16 protein-coding genes and 1 tRNA gene are annotated in these 17,365 nt (G+C 66.0%); 12 read left to right on the forward strand and 5 right to left on the reverse strand.

Translation table 11 applies throughout. From position 1 onward, the window contains the following. The 3 genes from ASE63_RS08595 to ASE63_RS27135 all read left to right on the forward strand — a co-directional run bounded on the left by ASE63_RS08595 (window position 1) and on the right by ASE63_RS27135 (window position 2,688). Window positions 1-1,380 carry an amino acid ABC transporter permease gene (locus ASE63_RS08595; protein WP_056799568.1) on the forward strand — a complete coding sequence of 460 codons (1,380 nt, stop codon included), beginning with the start codon at window positions 1-3 and terminating at the stop codon, window positions 1,378-1,380. A 19-nt stretch (window positions 1,381-1,399) separates the two neighbouring features. Continuing rightward, complete coding sequence (locus tag ASE63_RS08600) at window positions 1,400-2,194, forward strand: amino acid ABC transporter ATP-binding protein (RefSeq protein ID WP_056799571.1); 795 nt, start codon at window positions 1,400-1,402, stop codon at window positions 2,192-2,194. 221 nt (window positions 2,195-2,415) lie between these two features. Continuing rightward, window positions 2,416-2,688, forward strand: coding sequence for a hypothetical protein (locus ASE63_RS27135; RefSeq protein WP_156410258.1), 273 nt, complete (start codon window positions 2,416-2,418; stop codon window positions 2,686-2,688). 85 nt (window positions 2,689-2,773) lie between these two features. On the opposite strand, the gene ASE63_RS08605 is transcribed toward ASE63_RS27135, so the two are convergent. Further along, a complete protein-coding gene (locus ASE63_RS08605) occupies window positions 2,774-3,946 on the reverse strand; it encodes a glycerophosphodiester phosphodiesterase (protein ID WP_056799574.1) in 1,173 nt (390 codons plus the stop codon). Window positions 3,947-4,051: 105 nt separating this feature from the next. Next, window positions 4,052-4,195 carry a hypothetical protein gene (locus tag ASE63_RS27885; RefSeq protein ID WP_200962541.1) on the reverse strand — a complete coding sequence of 48 codons (144 nt, stop codon included), beginning with the start codon at window positions 4,193-4,195 and terminating at the stop codon, window positions 4,052-4,054. A 252-nt stretch (window positions 4,196-4,447) separates the two neighbouring features. On the opposite strand from ASE63_RS27885, the gene ASE63_RS08610 reads away from it, so the two are divergent. Beyond that, complete coding sequence (locus ASE63_RS08610; protein ID WP_056799731.1) at window positions 4,448-5,746, forward strand: RsmB/NOP family class I SAM-dependent RNA methyltransferase; 1,299 nt, start codon at window positions 4,448-4,450, stop codon at window positions 5,744-5,746. 49 nt (window positions 5,747-5,795) lie between these two features. Continuing rightward, complete coding sequence (gene guaA, locus ASE63_RS08615; protein ID WP_056799576.1) at window positions 5,796-7,364, forward strand: glutamine-hydrolyzing GMP synthase; 1,569 nt, start codon at window positions 5,796-5,798, stop codon at window positions 7,362-7,364. Between the two features lie 162 nt (window positions 7,365-7,526). Here the strand turns inward: guaA and ASE63_RS08620 are convergent. Next, window positions 7,527-7,616 (reverse strand) — tRNA-Ser (locus ASE63_RS08620). Between the two features lie 429 nt (window positions 7,617-8,045). Between ASE63_RS08620 and ASE63_RS08625 the strand changes: the two genes are divergently transcribed. The 7 genes from ASE63_RS08625 (at window position 8,046) to ASE63_RS08655 (ending at window position 15,529) form a co-directional block, all read left to right on the forward strand. Continuing rightward, complete coding sequence (locus ASE63_RS08625) at window positions 8,046-9,182, forward strand: septal ring lytic transglycosylase RlpA family protein (protein ID WP_348271348.1); 1,137 nt, start codon at window positions 8,046-8,048, stop codon at window positions 9,180-9,182. 48 nt (window positions 9,183-9,230) lie between these two features. Next, window positions 9,231-10,472: a D-alanyl-D-alanine carboxypeptidase family protein gene (locus ASE63_RS08630; RefSeq protein ID WP_082609767.1), complete on the forward strand. Its 1,242-nt coding sequence runs from the start codon at window positions 9,231-9,233 to the stop codon at window positions 10,470-10,472. A gap of 8 nt (window positions 10,473-10,480) precedes the next feature. After that, a complete protein-coding gene (tmk, locus tag ASE63_RS08635; protein ID WP_244491340.1) occupies window positions 10,481-11,131 on the forward strand; it encodes a dTMP kinase in 651 nt (216 codons plus the stop codon). 86 nt (window positions 11,132-11,217) lie between these two features. Beyond that, window positions 11,218-12,288, forward strand: a complete 1,071-nt coding sequence (locus ASE63_RS08640) for a DNA polymerase III subunit delta' (RefSeq protein WP_056799585.1) — start codon at window positions 11,218-11,220, stop codon at window positions 12,286-12,288. A gap of 20 nt (window positions 12,289-12,308) precedes the next feature. Continuing rightward, window positions 12,309-13,868, forward strand: a complete 1,560-nt coding sequence (gene metG, locus ASE63_RS08645; RefSeq protein WP_056799587.1) for a methionine--tRNA ligase — start codon at window positions 12,309-12,311, stop codon at window positions 13,866-13,868. Then, complete coding sequence (locus tag ASE63_RS08650) at window positions 13,868-14,668, forward strand: TatD family hydrolase (RefSeq protein WP_056799588.1); 801 nt, start codon at window positions 13,868-13,870, stop codon at window positions 14,666-14,668. Before metG ends, ASE63_RS08650 begins: the two co-directional genes overlap by 1 nt. A gap of 12 nt (window positions 14,669-14,680) precedes the next feature. Then, the gene (locus ASE63_RS08655; RefSeq protein WP_056799591.1) at window positions 14,681-15,529 is read left to right on the forward strand and encodes an MBL fold metallo-hydrolase; all 849 of its coding nucleotides are present in this window, start codon (window positions 14,681-14,683) and stop codon (window positions 15,527-15,529) included. Between the two features lie 56 nt (window positions 15,530-15,585). On the opposite strand, the gene ASE63_RS08660 is transcribed toward ASE63_RS08655, so the two are convergent. Together ASE63_RS08660 and ASE63_RS08665 are read right to left on the reverse strand one after the other, a co-directional pair. Next, entirely contained in the window at window positions 15,586-16,401 is an 816-nt protein-coding gene (locus ASE63_RS08660) for an ABC transporter permease (RefSeq protein ID WP_056799595.1), read from the reverse strand. Next, window positions 16,398-17,354, reverse strand: a complete 957-nt coding sequence (locus ASE63_RS08665; protein ID WP_056799598.1) for an ABC transporter permease — start codon at window positions 17,352-17,354, stop codon at window positions 16,398-16,400. Before ASE63_RS08665 ends, ASE63_RS08660 begins: the two co-directional genes overlap by 4 nt. Between the last annotated feature and the right edge of the window lie 11 nt (window positions 17,355-17,365).

The raw sequence follows: 17,365 nt of genomic DNA on the forward strand, positions 1-17,365 counted from the left end.
ATGACCGACGCAACACTCGAAAACGCACGCTACGCTTTCGTCCGCAGGGAAACGCTGGAGCAGGAGGCCGCGCCGCTCACCGTCGCCGGGCCTCTGGCCTGGATCCGGAACAACCTGTTCTCCAGCCCGCTCAACGCGCTGCTGACGCTGGCTTGCCTCTATGTCGTGGTGACCAGCGTACCGAGCCTGGTCCAGTTCTACTTCATCGACGCAGTCTGGAGCGGCACCAACCGCGATGCGTGCCTTGCGGACAAGGTCGGGCGGCCGGTCGGCGCCTGCTGGGCCTATATCGCAGACCGCTTCCAGTATTTCATCTACGGCTCCTATCCGATCCAGCAGCGCTGGCGCGTCAACATCGTCTTCGCGATGTTCGCGCTCGGCGTGGTCTGGCTGCTGTGGGAGCGGGCGCCGCTGAAGAAGGTCGGCGCTTTCTTCTTCTTCGTGCTGCTGCCGATTGGCGCCTATGTCCTGCTGCTCGGCGGCGACAATGCCGAGAGCTTCCTGCGCTTCCTGATCCTGCTGACCTTCGGGCTGGCGCTGCTCTATCTCATCCTGTCTTTCGTGCCGTCGCTGGCGCGATTCTGGGTCGGACCGGCCCTGCTGGCGGTCGAGAAGGCCGCGCCGCCATGGCAGCGCTTCCACCGGCCCAAGCGCCTGATCCTGCTCGCCATGGTAGTCTTCGGACTGATCGCAATGCTGGCGAACTCGGCCGGCCTGCCACGCGTCGATACCGGCCTGTGGGGCGGCATGATGGTGACCTTCCTGATCGCGGCGGTCGGCATCGTCTTCTCGCTGCCGCTCGGCGTGATCCTGGCGCTGGGGCGCCGCTCGAAACTGCCGGCGATCCAACTGCTCTCGGTTATCTTCATCGAGTTCGTGCGCGGCGTGCCGCTGATCACCGTGCTGTTCATGGCCAACACCATGCTGCCGCTCTTCGTGCCGCAGGAGTATTCGCCGGACCGGCTTCTGCGGCCGCTGATCGGCGTCGCGCTGTTCGCCGCCGCTTATATGGCCGAGGTCATCCGCGGCGGCCTGCAGGCGATCCCCAAGGGCCAGTACGAAGGCGCGATGTCACTCGGCCTCGGCTACTGGCAGATGATGCGGCTGATCATCCTGCCGCAGGCTCTGCGGATCGTGATCCCGGGCATCGTCAACACCTTCATCGGGCTGTTCAAGGATACGACGCTGGTCACCATCGTCGGCATCTTCGACTTCCTGAGGACAATCGAGGCAACCCTGGTCGATCCGACCTGGGCCACGCCGACCACCCGCGCGACGGGCTATGCCTTCGCCGCAATCTTCTATTTCCTGTGCTGCTGGGGCATGTCGCGCTACTCGATCGCCGTCGAGAAGCGTCTTGCCGCCGGCCAGAAACGCTGAGGGAACCACCATCATGGCAATGGCAGAGATGAAGACGACCGATTCCCGTCCCGCAGCCCTGAAGGCGACCTCCCTCAACACTGAAACGGCGGTCGAGATGGTCGGCGTCAACAAGTGGTATGGCGAGTTCCATGTGCTGCGCGACATCAACATCAAGGTCTCGCGCGGCGAGAAGCTCGTGATCTGCGGGCCGTCCGGCTCGGGCAAATCCACGATGATCCGCTGCATCAACCGGCTGGAGGAACACCAGAAGGGCCAGATCATCGTCGACGGCACGGAACTCACCAACGACCTCAAGAAGATCGACGAGATCCGCCGCGACGTCGGCATGGTCTTCCAGCACTTCAATCTGTTCCCGCATCTGACGATCCTCGAGAACCTGACGCTGGCGCCGATCTGGGTGAAGAAGCTGCCCAAGAAGGACGCCGAGGAGATCGCGATGCACTACCTCAAGCGCGTCAAGATCCCCGAGCAGGCGGCGAAATACCCGGGCCAGCTCTCCGGCGGCCAGCAGCAGCGCGTCGCCATCGCCCGCTCGCTCTGCATGAGCCCGAAGATCATGCTGTTCGACGAGCCGACCTCGGCGCTCGACCCCGAAATGGTCAAGGAGGTGCTCGACACCATGGTCTCGCTGGCGGAGGAGGGCATGACCATGCTCTGCGTCACCCACGAAATGGGTTTTGCCCGCCAGGTCGCCGACCGCGTCATCTTCATGGATGCCGGGCAGATCGTCGAGTCGAACGAACCCAACGAGTTCTTCAAAAACCCCCAGCACGAGCGAACCAAGCTCTTCCTCAGCCAGATTCTGCACTGAGGCGGATAGGCTCGGCCTCGGCTTTGGAAAGCAAAGCTCCAGACCGCACAGGCCCGTCCAACCAAAAACACGGTAGCGCGCCGGGCAATTCCGGCGCGCTACATTATTGATATGATGTGCTGTTCTGGTATTGCCGAAGACGTTTCGGCGATCGTGATGGTGGCAATCGCGGAACAATGACCTGCCACGGCCGTTGTCCTCCCCAATTGGAGGAACCAATCATGAAACGCCTGATGCCGGCTCTTCTTGCTGCTCTCATAACGACGAGCGGCGCTGCCTATGCCCAATCGATCAATATAGGTCCGGGTGGGGTCCAGGTCGATCCCCGCTCGCCCCGCGAGCGGGCCGTAGACCGCGAAATTCGCCGCGAGGATCGTTACCGTGAGCGTGAGCGCTATCAGCGGGTACGTGATCGGGGCGATTGCCGCACCGTCACGACAATCCGCGAGACGCGCCGCGGCGAGGTCCGTCGCACCGAGCGCGTCTGCGACTAAGACCGGCCTGGAATAGCAAAAAGCCCATCCTGCGACCCGCAGGGTGGGCTTTTCACGTCTCGATCATGACGGCGAGACGAGCCCGCTATCTGCCGTCGCGTGCCTTGACCGCCGTGTCAGGAAAGTCGCTGAACAGGCCATCGATACCCAAGGCGAGATAGGCCTTGTACTCGGCCGCAGGGTCGCCCTTGAAATCGGAGGCGAGCCGCTTCGGCTCGTTCCGGAAGGTCCAGCTATGGACCTGCAGCCCAACCGCATGGGCGTTCTTCACCACATCGGTCGGTGGCAGCAGCACGCGGTCGCGCTCGTCGATCACGCCATCCTTGTTGAGATCCTGCGGCTTGCCGTCCGCACCGATGACCTGTTTTGCCGACATCAGATAGCGCTTCCAGGGAGCGACGCCATCGGCATAGGTCGCGATCTCCTTGAGGCCTTCGGGCGTCACAAGGTCCTTGAACGTGCGCTTGTCGCCCGTCACGACGAAGTCATACGGCTTGTCGAAGGGAGCGGCGAGGATGATGCCGCCATCCTGGTCGACGCCATCGGCATCGACCAGCTGGAAAAGCCGAACCTGGGTCTTGCCGCGCAGATAACGGAGATTGGCGGCCTCAAAGCTCTGGATGATCACCGGCGAGGATTTCTCGGTCCAGCCGGCAGCCTTGAGCGCATCGAGCAGACGGTCCTCGAGCGGCAGCCCGATCGCAGCATGGAAGATCGGGTGCTTGGTTTCGGGATAGACGCCGATCGTGCGACCGAGGCGAGCGCCCTCCGATTTGGCGAGATCGATGATCTCCTGGAAGGTCGGGATCTGGTATTTGCCGTTATGCGACTGGTCGCGGTCGGCGAAGGCCTGCTTGGCGCGCAGCGTCTTGATCTCGGCGAGGGTGAAGTCGCCGGCGAACCAGTCGTTGGTATCGACGCCATCGAGCTTGCGGGTGGTCTTGCGGCTGGCGAATTCGGGGCGGTTCGCCACATCGGTCGTGCCGCTCATGATCGGCTCGTGGCGGGCAACCAGGACCCCATCCTTCGTCGCGACCAGATCCGGCTCGATGAAGTCGGCGCCCTGTTCGATCGCGAGCTTGTAGGCCTCGAGCGTGTGCTCCGGCAGGTAGCCGCTGGCGCCGCGATGGCCGACGATCAGCGGCTTCTGCCCGGAGAGTGGCGGCGTAGCGGTCTGGGAGTTGGCTGGCTGGGTGACCGCGGTTGCCAGGCCGAGGCAGGCGGCAATGCCGGCGGCAAGCAAGGTCTTCGTCATCATCGTTGCGATCCTTTGCTCGCGTCGTTTCGGACGCAATCCTGGTCAGGTGATGTGACAGGCGGTTGAAGCCCTGCTGCCCGCAGATCGCGGGCAGCAGGTGTTATTTCAGCGGCGCGGGCTGTTCTCGAGCGTGGTCTTGGCGTCGAGGCGCTTTGCGGGCGGCGGCGTCAGGTCGGGCTGCTGGGCGGCGCAGGCACCGAGCGCGAGCAAAAAGAGGCCGGCGATGGAAAGGCGGGCAAGCTTGGTCATGGGAGGGGCGCGTCCTGTTGTCGTGATCGCCGCGTCCCCGAAGGAACGGCGAAACGCCTTGCGCTTCCGGCCAAAACGGTGAATCGCTCCTCGCTGACGATCCGAGGCGCCGACTCCGATCCGGCCGGGCAAAGCGCCTGCCGAGGTGACGTAGCGAAACGGGTCTTCTGCCTCTGCGGCGTCGGCGTCAAGCCTTCCGCCTCAATCGACAATTAGACGATATTGAACGTTCTCGACCAATCGAAGGCCGCCATGACCCCTGCCGCCCGCATCAGCGCCGCCATCGAAGTGCTGGACGACATTATCCAGCGTCGCCGCCCGGCTTCCGACGCGCTCAAGGACTGGGGTCTCTCGCGCCGGTTCGCCGGCTCGAAGGACCGCGCCGCCATTGCCTCGCTCGTCTATGACGCGCTGCGCCGCAAGGCGTCGTCGGGTTATGCGATGGCTTCAGAGGAGTCGCGCGCGCTCGTCCTCGGCATGCTGGCGGGGTTGCGCAGGCTGCCGCTGCCCGAGATCGCCCCACTGTTCTCGGGCGAGAACCATGCGCCGGCGCCCCTCAGCTCCGACGAGACCGCGCTCCTGACCGCGTTCTCCTGCGATGGCGCGCCAGACTGGGTGCGGGCCGACGTGCCGGAATGGCTCTGGTCGTCCTTCCAGGCGAGCTTCGGCGAGGCGGCGATCGCCGAGGGCGAGGCGCTGGCGGAGCGCGCACCGATCGATCTTCGCGTCAACCGCCTCAAGGCCAGCCGCGATGCCGTGCTCACGGACCTCGCTCACTTTCAGCCTGAGCCGGGCCCCTGGTCGCCCGACGCGCTGCGCTTCCATGCCGGCCATGACGGGCGCGGCCCCTCGCTCCAGGCGGAACCTGGCTTCTTCGCCGGCGCTTTCGAGATCCAGGACGAAGGCTCGCAGCTGGTCACGCTGCTCGCCGGGGCGCAACCCGGCCAGACCGTGATCGATCTCTGTGCCGGGGCAGGGGGCAAGACGCTGGCGCTTGCCGCGCTGATGGCCAACCGCGGTAGCCTCTACGCTACGGACCTCGACAGCCGCAGGCTCGCGCCCTTGCACGAGCGGCTGGCGCGTTCCGGCGCCGGCATGGTCGAAATCCGCATTCCGCGGTCGCGTGGCCATGAGCCGCTGGCCGATGTCGAGGGCCAGGCCGATCTCGTGCTCGTCGATGCGCCCTGCACCGGTTCCGGGACCTGGCGGCGCAATCCGGATGCGAAATGGCGCGTGCGGCCGGGCGCTCTCGCCGAACGCATCAAGGACCAGGCCGAGGTCCTCGCCCGCGCCGCGCGGCTCGTACGCCCCGGTGGCCGGATTGCCTATATCACCTGCTCGGTGCTGCCGGAGGAGAACGACGACGCCGTCCGTGCCTTCCTCGGTCGCCAGCCGGAGTTCGCGCCGGTCGCCCCGATCGACGTCCTCAAGGGGGCCGAGAGCGACCTCTCTCTGCTCGCGCGCTTCGCGACCGGGCATGGCCTGCAGCTGTCGCCGCGGCGGACCGGCACGGACGGGTTCTATCTGGCCTGCCTGCAGCGCGGAGGCTGAGTCGCCGGCAGGCGTTGCGCGCGCCCCTGCGATCCATTAACGGGACGCGATGACGAGCGCTCAGCCCCACCACGACTCCATCCTCATCATCGATTTCGGCTCGCAGGTGACGCAGCTGATCGCGCGGCGTATCCGCGAGATTGGCGTCTACTGCGAGATCGCCCCTTTCCAATCAGCGGGCGAGGCATTCGCGAGGCTGGAGCCGAAGGGGGTGATCTTCTCGGGCGGCCCCGCTTCTGTGCCGGATGAGGGCAGCCCCCGCGCTCCAGCGGCCGTCTTCGCCGCCAATATCCCGCTGATGGGCATCTGCTATGGCCAGCAGACTATGGCGCACCAGCTCGGCGGCAAGGTCGAGGGCGGCCACGCTGCCGAGTTTGGCCGCGCCGACGTCGAGATCGTTGCGCCCTCGGCGCTTTTCGCCGGTGTCTGGGAGAAGGGGGCACGCTATCCGGTTTGGATGAGCCATGGCGACCGCGTCACCCAATTGCCCGAGGGCTTCTCGGTCAAGGCGACCTCGGAGAACGCGCCCTTCGCGGTGGCGAGCGACGAGGAGCGGCGCTTCTACTCGACCATGTTCCACCCCGAGGTGGTACACACGCCCGACGGCGGCAAGCTGCTGCGCAACTTCGTCGTCGAGATCTGCGGCTGCAAGCCGGACTGGAGCATGTCGGCCTATCGCGCCGAGATGCAGAAGAAGATCCGCGACCAGGTCGGCACCGGCCGCGTGATCTGCGGACTCTCCGGCGGCGTCGACTCGGCCGTCGCGGCCGTGCTGATCCATGAGGCTATCGGCGAGCAGCTCACCTGCGTCTTCGTCGATCACGGCCTGCTGCGGCTGGGCGAGGCCGAACAGGTCGTCACGCTCTTCCGTGATCACTATAATATCCCGCTTGTACATGTTGAGGCCGAAGAGCTTTTCCTCTCCGAACTCGCCAAATGCGGCGCCGATCCGGAAGCCAAGCGCAAGACCATCGGCCGGCTCTTCATCGATGTCTTCGATGCCGAGGCCGCCAAGATCGGCGGTGCCGATTTCCTGGCGCAGGGCACGCTTTATCCTGACGTGATCGAGAGCGTGTCCTTCAGCGGCGGCCCTTCGGTGACGATCAAGAGCCACCATAATGTCGGAGGCCTGCCCGAGCGCATGAAGATGAAGCTCGTCGAGCCGCTGCGTGAGCTCTTCAAGGACGAGGTCCGCGTGCTCGGCCGCGAACTCGGCCTGCCCGAGGCCTTCGTCGGCCGCCATCCCTTCCCGGGGCCCGGCCTTGCCATCCGCTGCCCCGGCGAGATTACCAAGGAGAAGCTCGACATCCTGCGCAAGGCGGATGCGATCTATCTCGACGAGATCCGCAAGGCCGGGCTCTACGACGTGATCTGGCAGGCCTTCGCCGTGCTTCTGCCGGTGCGCACCGTCGGCGTGATGGGCGATTACCGCACCTATGACCATGTCTGCGCGCTGCGCGCCGTGACCTCAGTCGACGGCATGACAGCGGACTTCTATCCTTTCGATATGAATTTCCTCGGCCGCGCCGCGACTCGGATCATCAACGAGGTCAAAGGCATCAACCGGGTCGTCTACGACGTGACTAGCAAACCGCCCGGCACGATCGAGTGGGAGTGATCCTGCGTTCCGACTGAGAAGTCGTTGAGATCGAAAGCGTTTTCTCGATAGTGGCAAAGGGCGGGCCGAACTGATCGGACCGCCCTTTGCGCTTCGCGATGGGTGATACGCGATCGGAAGCAGGGCGGCCGGACACATCTCATCGGCGAGTAACGATGGAATTGGCGGAAGGGGTGGGATTCGAACCCACGGTGGGCTTGCACCCACGGCGGTTTTCAAGACCGCTGCCTTAAACCACTCGGCCACCCTTCCAGTTCCGCAGTCAATGCCGTTCACCGAACCGTTTGGCAAGCGGTCGAAGCAAGATGCGCGGGTGGAACGGTCACTCCAAGAATACAAAATCAAACCGGTGACCCTGCGCCCACGCAGCTTCGAGCCGAAGTTGCCGCGATGTCACGGTTCCCTACAAAATGGCCGAGACCTCGCCCGGCTTGACAGTTGCCGCATTTCCGACACCTTTGTGCCCGCTCAACGGCAGGCGGGATAGCCCGTCGGCGCTGTCGCGGCTCGCGTGGCGTTGACGATCCCTTAATTGAATCGGCCGAAAACTCTGGCTTCGCCGCTTGCGGCTTGGCCGGCATATGAGTTTTTGGCCCTGAAGACGGAATTGACGGCATGATAGGCTATCGCCCTTCGGCATCGGAAACCCCTTCCGCAGCGACCGATCCCGGCGGCCTTGATTTGCCCTCTCGTAGCCTTTCCAGCCGCGTGCTGCGCCTCGGTTGCGTCGCGCTCGCCGGTGTATTCCTCGCCAATTGCGCAAATGACCAGGTCGCGCGTCGTGGCAAGTCGAAGGAAATCGGCGCCTTCCCGTCTTCCAAATATGGCCCCGCCAGCCCCCGCGTCGTCGCCGATGGCCAGGATGTGCCGAAGGGCGGCGGCCGTCAGCTCATCGGCAAGAGCTATTCCGTTGCCGGTAAGCGTTACACGCCCTACGACAAGCCGGTCGGCTATACCCGCGTCGGTACGGCCTCCTGGTATGGCGAGGCCTTCCATGGCCGCCGCACCGCCAATGGCGAAATCTATGACCGCCACGGTATCAGCGCGGCGCATCCGACGATGCCGCTTCCGGCCTATGCGCGTGTCACCAACACGCTGAACCAGCGCTCGATCATCGTGCGCGTCAACGATCGCGGGCCCTATCATGGCGGCCGCGTCATGGACGTCTCGCAGAAGACCGCCGAGGCCCTGGCCTTCCGGCATCTCGGCACCGCGCGCATCAAGCTCGAATATCTCGGCCAGGCATCGCTGGCCGGCTCCGACGACAACCTGCTGCTGGCGACGCTGCGCACCGACGGCCAGCCGGCCGCGATCCCCGGCACCAGCGCCCGCACCATGGTCGCCAGCTCGTCCGCGGTCGGTGCCGGACGGTCGCGCAGCGCCGATCTCGACGAGCCCCAGCCGGAGCCGGTCGTCGAGACGCCTGTGTCGCGCCCCGCCGCACAGAGTTATGCTACGGCCTCCGCTGCGCGCGCCTACGCGCCGCAAGGCTATTCGGCTGCGTCGGTCGAAACCGTCAGGACGATCTCGCCGGCTGCGCCGATCGCCGCCTCTCTTGTTTCGACTGCTCCTTCCGGTGGCGTTCCGGTGGCCGCGCCGCTGCCGCCGAGCCGGCCCTTCGATCTCGGCGGAAGCGCGAGGGGCGCGCGGCCACTCGTGGTTCCCGCGGTTACGCGCGCTGCCCTGCCGCCGCATCGGACCAGCGTCGCAAGCCTGTTCGCCGCGCCGGAACGCGCGCCGGCGGAGCGCTTCTCGTCGTCGCATCCGCTCAATCGCAACCTCGTGCCGCAGCCGCTGCAGCCCTTGTCGCGGAATTGATCCGACCGAGCCTTGACCGGGCACGCCCGGCTCTGTTTGAGATCGGGCATGGGTGCTTTCGGCCAGACTTCTGACAATCGCGGCATCGAGGCGGCGCCGCGCCGCCGCCGGGTGACAGCAGTGGCTCTGCGCCTTGCCGCGGTTTTTGCTCTGGCAACGACGCTCACGGCACCGGCCGCCAAAGCCCAGGGCTTCCAGTCGCCGGCACCGTTCGCCATTCTCCTCGATTCGAGCAGCGGGACCGTGCTCTACGAGAAGGCCGCCGACGAGCTGATGGCGCCGGCCAGCATGGCCAAGATCGCCACCGCACTGGTGGCCTTCGAGGAGATTGCGCAGGGCAGGCTGACGCTCGACAGCGAGATCGGCATTTCCGAGAATGCCTGGCGCAAGGGCGGCGGAGTCTCAGGCGGCTCGACGATGTTCGCCCAGCTCAACAGCCGGGTGAAGCTGTCGGACATCCTCCAAGGGATCATCGTCCAGTCCGGCAACGACGCCTCGATTGCGCTGGCCGAGGCAGTCGCCGGCGATGAGGTCACCTTTGCGCGGATCATGACGGAGCGGGTGAGGGCGCTCGGCCTGACGAAGTCGGTCTTTCGCAACGCGACCGGGATGGGCGACCCGCAGCAGAAGGTTACCGCGCGCGAACTGGCGCTGCTCTCGGACCACATCGTCAAGACCTTTCCCGACCACTACAAGATGTTCGGGCAGCGCGAGTTTACCTGGAACAAGATCCGCCAGCAGAACCGCAATCCACTGCTGGCAATGGGCATCGGCGCAGACGGGCTGAAGACCGGTAACATTGAGGAATCAGGCTACGGGCTTGCCGGCTCGGCGGTCCAGAACGGCCAGCGCCTGATCGTCGTCGTCAACGGGCTCAAGACGGCACGCGACCGCGCCAACGAAGCCCGCAAGCTCATCGAATGGGGTTTTCGTGCCTTCGAGCCGCGCCGCATTTTCGAGGCGGGCGAGATTGTGGGAGAGGCCAGCGTTTTTGGCGGCGAGAAGGGACGCGTCGGGCTCAAAGCCGGTGGGCCGGTGAGCCTGCTTCTCCCGCGCGGCAGCACGGAGCGCCTGAACGCCCGCATCGTCTATCGCGGGCCGCTGACGGTTCCGCTCCAGGAGGGCGCCGAGGTCGCCCGGCTGCTGGTGATGCGCGGCGAGGTCAAGACGCTGGACATTCCGCTCTATGCGGCCGAGACCGTCAATGCCGGCAGCTTGCAGAGCCGCGCGCTCGACGCGTTGATGGAGGCCGCTACGGGCTGGGTCCGCAAGGCCCTCGGCCGCAGTTGAGAACGATCGTGGCTACAGGACGTTTCATCACGCTCGAAGGCGGGGAGGGTGCGGGTAAGTCGACCCTGGCGCGTGGCCTGGCGCAACGCGCCGAGGCGTTGGGGTTGCGCGTGAAGGTCACCCGCGAGCCCGGCGGCTCGCCCAAGGCCGAGGCGATCCGCGAGGCCATTCTGTCCGGTCAGGTGAAGGAGCATGGCCCCTTCGCCGAGGCGCTGATGTTCTCGGCGGCGCGTATCGACCATATCGACCGGGTTATTCGGCCGGCGCTGCAGCGGGGCGAATGGGTGATCTGCGATCGCTTCATCGATTCCACGCGGGTCTATCAGGGCACCCTCGGCCGCATCGAGCCCGGGCTGCTGGCGGAGCTCGAAGCCGTTACCATCGACGGGTTGATGCCGGACCTGACCTTGATTCTCGATCTCGATCCGGAGGTGGGGCTTGCTCGCGCGGCCCGGCGGCGCGCGCCGGGCGAGGGCACCGATCGCTTCGAAAGCGAGACATTGGCGTTCCATCGCAAGCTCAGGAAGGCCTATCTCGCGGTCGCGGAAGGCGAGCCGCAGCGCTGCGTCGTGCTCGATGCCGGGCAGCCGCCCGCCTTGCTGGCGCAGGCGGCCTGGAACGCGATCCGTGATCGCCTGCCGGCGCCGCAACTGGCCTGAGGCAGCAGCGCGGCTGCGTCCGACTTGTCCGGCGCCGCGACCGAGTTCAAACAGGGCTGCGCCGACAGCGAGACGAAAGACCAGCCATGCTCCCGACCAGCGACGAACCCGACCGCCTGCCGAGCGCGCCGCATCCGCGCGAGACGTTGGCGCTGATCGGGCATGAGGCGCAGGAGAGGGCGTTCCTCGACGCGCTGGCCTCGGGCCGGATGCACCATGCCTGGCTGCTCGGCGGGCCGGAGGGCATCGGCAAGGCGAGCTTCGCCTATCGTGCGGCGCGTTTCGTTCTGGCGGCTGGGGACCCTGCGCAGCGTGCGGCGGGCGCGGCCTCTCTCGCCATGCCGGAAAACGACCCGGCGACGCGACGGGTGATGGCGCAATCCCACCCCGACCTGCATCTCCTGCGCCGTATCCAGAAGCCGGACGGCAAGAGCTATACCAGCAATATCCCGGTCGATGCCGTCCGGCGCGTGCTGGACCGTTTCGGAGCAAGCGCGGCCGAGGGCGGCTGGCGCGTCTGCATCGTCGATTCGGCCGAGGACATGGACCGTTCCGCCGCAAACGCCCTGCTCAAGCTGCTGGAGGAACCGCCGCCGCGCGCGCTGTTCCTGATCGTGGCGCATGCGCCCGGCCGCATGCTGCCGACGATCCGTTCGCGCTGCCGGCTGATGTCCTTCGGCACGCTCGGCGAAGCGCAGGTGGCGCAGGCCGGGCAGATCGCGCTCGAGCGGATGGGCGGGCCTTATGATGAAGCCGCCCTGATCCGTGCCGCGCATCTCGCGGAAGGCTCGGTGAAGCGCGCCTTGACCTATGTCGATCCCGAGACGCTGGCGCTGGTCGAGGCGGTGCGCGCGCGGCTTGACGCGCTGCCGGGCCTCGACCTCACTGCGCTGATGGCGCTGGCCGAGGATGTCGCGGGCAAGGCTGGCGAGAGCGACTTCGCGATCATGATCGAAACCGTGCAGGGCTGGCTTTCCGACCATCTCCACGCGCATGCTGCGGCGCAACCGGCGCGTCTTGCACCACTCGCGGAGGTATGGGACAAGCTGGGACACGCGGCCCGCGACGTTGAGACCTATAATCTCGACCGCCGGCCGCTGGTGATGACCATGTTTCATGATCTGTCGGATGCGGTTGCCCGCTCGCGCGCAGCGTGAAGCGAAATTCCGGATCGACCATGGCCACGGCCCCGAAATTCTACCTGACGACCGCGATTCACTACACCAATGGGCCGCCGCATATCGGCCACGCCTATGAGATGGTGGCGTCAGATGCGATCGCGCGCTTCAAGCGCCTTGACGGCTACGACGTCTTCGCGATGACGGGCACGGATGAGCACGGCCAGAAGGTGGCGCGCACCGCCGGGCAGAACGGGCTTTCACCGAAGGATTTCGTCGACGGCATCGCCGCGCGCTTCCAGCAGATGGAAGAGCGGCTCGGCTGCTCCTTCGACCGCTTCATTCGCACGACTGATCCAGACCATGTGCCATCGACCCATGAGCTTTGGCGGCGCATGGAGGCCAATGGCGACATCTATCTCGCCAAATATGCGGGCTGGTATTCGATCCGCGACGAGGCTTTCTATGGCGAGGAGGAGACGACGCTCCAGCCCGACGGTACGCGCCTGGGTGGGCAGGGCACACCGGTCGAATGGGTCGAGGAGGAGAGTTTTTTCTTCCGGCTCAAATCCTATCAGGACAAGCTCCTGAAGCTCTATGAGGAGGTGCCGGACTTCATCTCGCCGCAGACCCGCAGGAACGAGATCGTCTCCTTCGTCAAGGGCGGGCTGGAAGACCTCTCGATCAGCCGCACCACCTTCGACTGGGGTCTGCCGGTGCCGGGCGACCCGAAGCATGTGATGTATGTCTGGGTCGATGCCCTGAACAACTACCTGACCGGGACGGGCTTTCCCGATCCGGCGAACCCACGCGCGCATTACTGGCCGGCCGACGTCCACGTCATCGGCAAGGACATCGTGCGGTTCCACACCGTCTACTGGCCGGCCTTCCTGATGTCGGCCGGCTTGCCCCTGCCCAAGCGCGTCTTCGGCCACGGATTCCTGCTCTCCAAGGGCGAGAAGATGTCGAAGTCGCTCGGCAACGTCGTCGATCCCTTCGAGCTTGCCGACGTCTACGGCGTCGACCAGCTGCGCTATTTCTTCCTGCGCGAGGTCTCCTTCGGCCAGGACGGCAACTACAGCCACGAGGCGATCGTCGGCCGGATCAATGCCGACCTCGCCAACGACCTCGGCAACCTCGCGCAGCGCTCGCTGTCGATGATCGCGAAGAACTGCGAGGGCAGGGTGCCTGCGCGCGGAGCGCTGACGGAAGCCGACAGCGCCATGCTCGCTCTTGCCGACGGAGCGCTCGAAAAGGCCCGCGGGGCGATGCAGGATTTTGCGCTCCACACTGTACTGGCCGACATCTGGGCCGTGGTGGCCGAAGCCAATCGCTATTTTGCGGCCAACGAGCCTTGGCGCCTCTCCAAGAGCGATCCGGCCCGGCGCGACACCGTGCTCTATGTCACGGCCGAGGTGCTGCGGCAGGTCGTGATCCTCGTCCAGCCCGTGATGCCAACCTCGGCGGCGCGCCTGCTCGACCTGCTCGGCGTCGCGGCCGGCGCCCGCAGCTTCGCCTCGCTCGGTGCGGCCGGTCGCCTTGCGCCCGGCACGCCGCTGCCGGCGCCGAGCGGCATCTTCCCGCGCTATGTCGAGCCGGAAGGCGGCGAGGGCGCCTGATGCTGATCGACACGCATTGCCATCTCGATTTCCCTGACTTCGCCGACGAACTCGAGTCTTATGTGGCGCGGGCCGAAGCAGCCGGTGTCAACCGCATGGTCACGATCTCGACGCGGGTTGCGCGCTTCCAGACCTATGCGGCCATCGCCGAGCGCTTTGCCTCCGTCTGGTGCACCGTCGGCACGCACCCCCATGGCGCCCATGAGGAGCTGGACGTCACCGCCGAGCAACTCGCCGATCTCTCGCGCCATCCGCGCTGCGTCGCCATCGGTGAGGCGGGGCTCGACTATCACTATGACAAGAGCCCCCGCGAGGCGCAGGCGCAGGGGCTGCGCACCCATATCGCGGCAGCCCGCATGACTCAGCTGCCGCTCGTCATCCACGCTCGTCAGGCCGATGACGACATGATCGCGATCCTGCGCGAGGAGACCGGGAAGGGCGCCTTCCCGGCGATCCTGCATTGCTTCACGGCCGGCGAGGCCTTGGCCATGGCCGGCGTCGAGCTCGGCTTCTATGTCTCGTTTTCCGGAATCCTGACATTCAAGACCTCGGAGGATCTGCGCCGGATCGCTCGGCTCGTGCCCCGCGATCGCCTGCTGGTCGAGACCGATGCGCCCTATCTCGCCCCGGTTCCGTTCCGGGGCAAGCGCAACGAACCCGCCTATGTCGTTGAAACGGCTAAAGTTCTTGGTGACGCCATTGGTATTTCCTTCAATGAGATCGCAAGCCTGACCAGCGAGAATGCCCGCCGCTGCTACTGGAAGATGGATCAGGTCGCGCCTGTGGCGCAGGTCGCCTGAGGCGGCCCGGAGATGGCTCAGATACTGACGATCCTCGGTTGCGGCTCCTCGGGTGGCGTGCCCAAGCCGGGCAGCGGCTGGGGCGCCTGCGACCCGGCCGAGCCGAAGAATCGTCGCAGGCGCTGCTCCATCCTGGTCGAGCGCGCGGGGCCCGGCGGCACGACGCGGTTGCTCGTCGACACTTCGCCGGATCTGCGCGAGCAACTGCTCGATGCCGATGTCTCGGACCTCGACGCGGTATTGTTCAGCCACGACCATGCCGACCACACGCATGGGATCGACGATCTGCGCGCGCTCGTGCTGCACAACCGCAGGCGTGTCCCGGTCTATGCCGATGCCGCCACGGCGCAGTCCCTGGCTGCGCGCTTCGCTTATCTCTTCGAGACCCCGGCGGGCAGCCTCTATCCGCCGATCCTCGACATGCTGCCGCTGGAAGATGGAAAGCCCATCACCGTCCAGGGGGCCGGCGGCGAGATCGCCGTGCTGCCCATCGCCGTCGAGCACGGGCCGAACTATCAGGCACTGGGCTTCCGTTTTGGCCGCCTTGGCTATGTGCCCGACGTCAGCCTGATTCCGCCTTCGGCCAAGGCGGCGCTCATCGGGCTCGACATCCTGATCCTCGACTGCCTGCGCGAAACGCCGCATCCGAGTCATTTCACCTTGGACCAGGCACTGGCCGCGGTCGTTGAGTTGAAGCCAAAGCGCACGATCCTGACCGACCTGCATGCCGATCTTGATTATAACCGTCTTCGCAACATGTTGCCCCCGGACATTGAGGTCGCATTCGATGGCATGCGCGTCTCGTTCGACGCCGGCGCAGACAATGCGATCCGGGCTGCAGCATCTATTTCAGTTCCATAATATGTCTTATGCGAATCGCGGATTGGGCCGTCTGCTCGGGCGACGAGCAGCCTGAGCTAGGCCGGCGCTCGCCCGGGCAATGGCCCTGCCCGGTGCGCAGCGAGCGACCTGGCGAACGATAGCGCGAGCATGGTGAGCGCGAACAGGAACATGCCGGGCACGATCGCGAGCCAAGGTGCGCGCGCGAAATACGGCCTCGCCTCGGCGATCATCGCGCCCCATTCCGGGGTCGGCGGCTGAATGCCGATGCCCAGGAAGCCGAGCGCGGCGATGTTCAGGATGCTGTGGCCAAACTGCAAGGCAGCCAGCCCCGCAAGAAGCGGCAGGACCTGCGGGACGATGTGGCGGATAAGGACATAGGAGGAACCGCCGCCGGCAGCGCGTGCGGCCGTGACGAACTCACGCTCACGCAGCGAGAAGGCCGCGGCGCGCGCGATCCGGGCATATTTCACCCAGCCGGTCAGGCCGAGCGCCAGAACCAGCGGCAGTGCGCCACCGCTCAGATGCACGGCGAAGATCAGCGCGATCACGATCTGAGGCAGCGCTGTCAACACGTCCATGACCAAGGACAGCGCCTGGTCGACCCGCCCTGACAACTCCGCGGCGACAAGGCCGGTCGCAAGCCCCAGCACGAAGGACAGAGCGACAATCGCGGATGACAGGCCCACATCGATCAGGAAGCCATGCGCGATCCGCGCGAGAATATCGCGCCCGAGTTGGTCGGTACCGAGTGGAAATGCCCAGCCCGGTGGCTGAAGGCTGTTGCGCAGGGAAGCCTCGATCGGGTCAAGCGTCAATCCGTAGGCGATCGGGAGCGCCAGCAGGACGACCAGCGCGGGCCTCGCCGCGGACAGGTGGCGAAGACGCGTCACGCCCGCCCTCTTCCCAGCCGGATGCGCGGATCGAGCCGGGCCACAACCAGGTCCGCGATCAGGTTGGCCAAAGCCACGGCGAGCGCGATCACGGCAATCGCGCCGAGGAATGCGGGGCCGTCATGGCTGTCGAGCGCGTCCATGAGATAAGCGCCGAGGCCGGGTATCGTGAACAACCGCTCGACCACCACAACGCCGCCGATGAGGAAGGCGAACTGGAGAGCGAGATAAGGGATGAACGGCACGAGCGCATTCGGCAGCGCGTGCCGGGCGAAGACGGCGTGCTCGTCCAGCCCCTTGGCCCGCGCGGTCGCAATATGCGGCGCGGCATAGGCTTCGTTGAGAGCGTCGTCGAGCAGGATGACGTTGAAGCCGAACTGGCCCAGCGCAAGCACCGTAACCGGCAGGACGAGATGGGCCCAGCTCGAGAAGCCCGAGACCGGCAGCCAGTCGAGCTTCAACGCGAACAGGATCACCAGTACCACGCCGAGGTAGAAGGACGGCAGCGCAATCGTGCCGATTGCGAACGTATCGATGACTGCGGCCACCCTTCCGCTCCGGGCTCGGCGCTTCAGCGCCACCGATGCGAAGGTCAGGGCGAGCGCTGACAGCGTCGCAAGAGCGGCAAGCGGCAGTGTGGCGGAGAGCCGCCAGCACAACTCGGTCAGGACCGGCCGCCCGGTGCGGATCGAGACGCCGAGATCGCCGGTCAGCGCTCCGGAGAGCCATCGCCCATATTGCAGCAGGATCGGAGCATCGAGCCCATACCGTTCGGCGATCCGCGCAACGTCGGCGCTGGAGACCGTGGCCGCCTGGTCCTGAACGAAGATGCGGGTGAGGATCGCCCTCGCCGGCTCGCCAGGTACCAGACGCAGCAGCACATAGGTCAGCAAGGTCGCGGCCAGCACGGTTACGAGGGCAAGCATCAGGCGCCGCAGCACATAGGCGGCCATCGGATAAGCTC

The organism is Allobosea sp. Root381, assembly GCF_001429395.1.
In the GTDB taxonomy this organism is placed as follows: Bacteria; Pseudomonadota; Alphaproteobacteria; order Rhizobiales; family Beijerinckiaceae; genus Allobosea.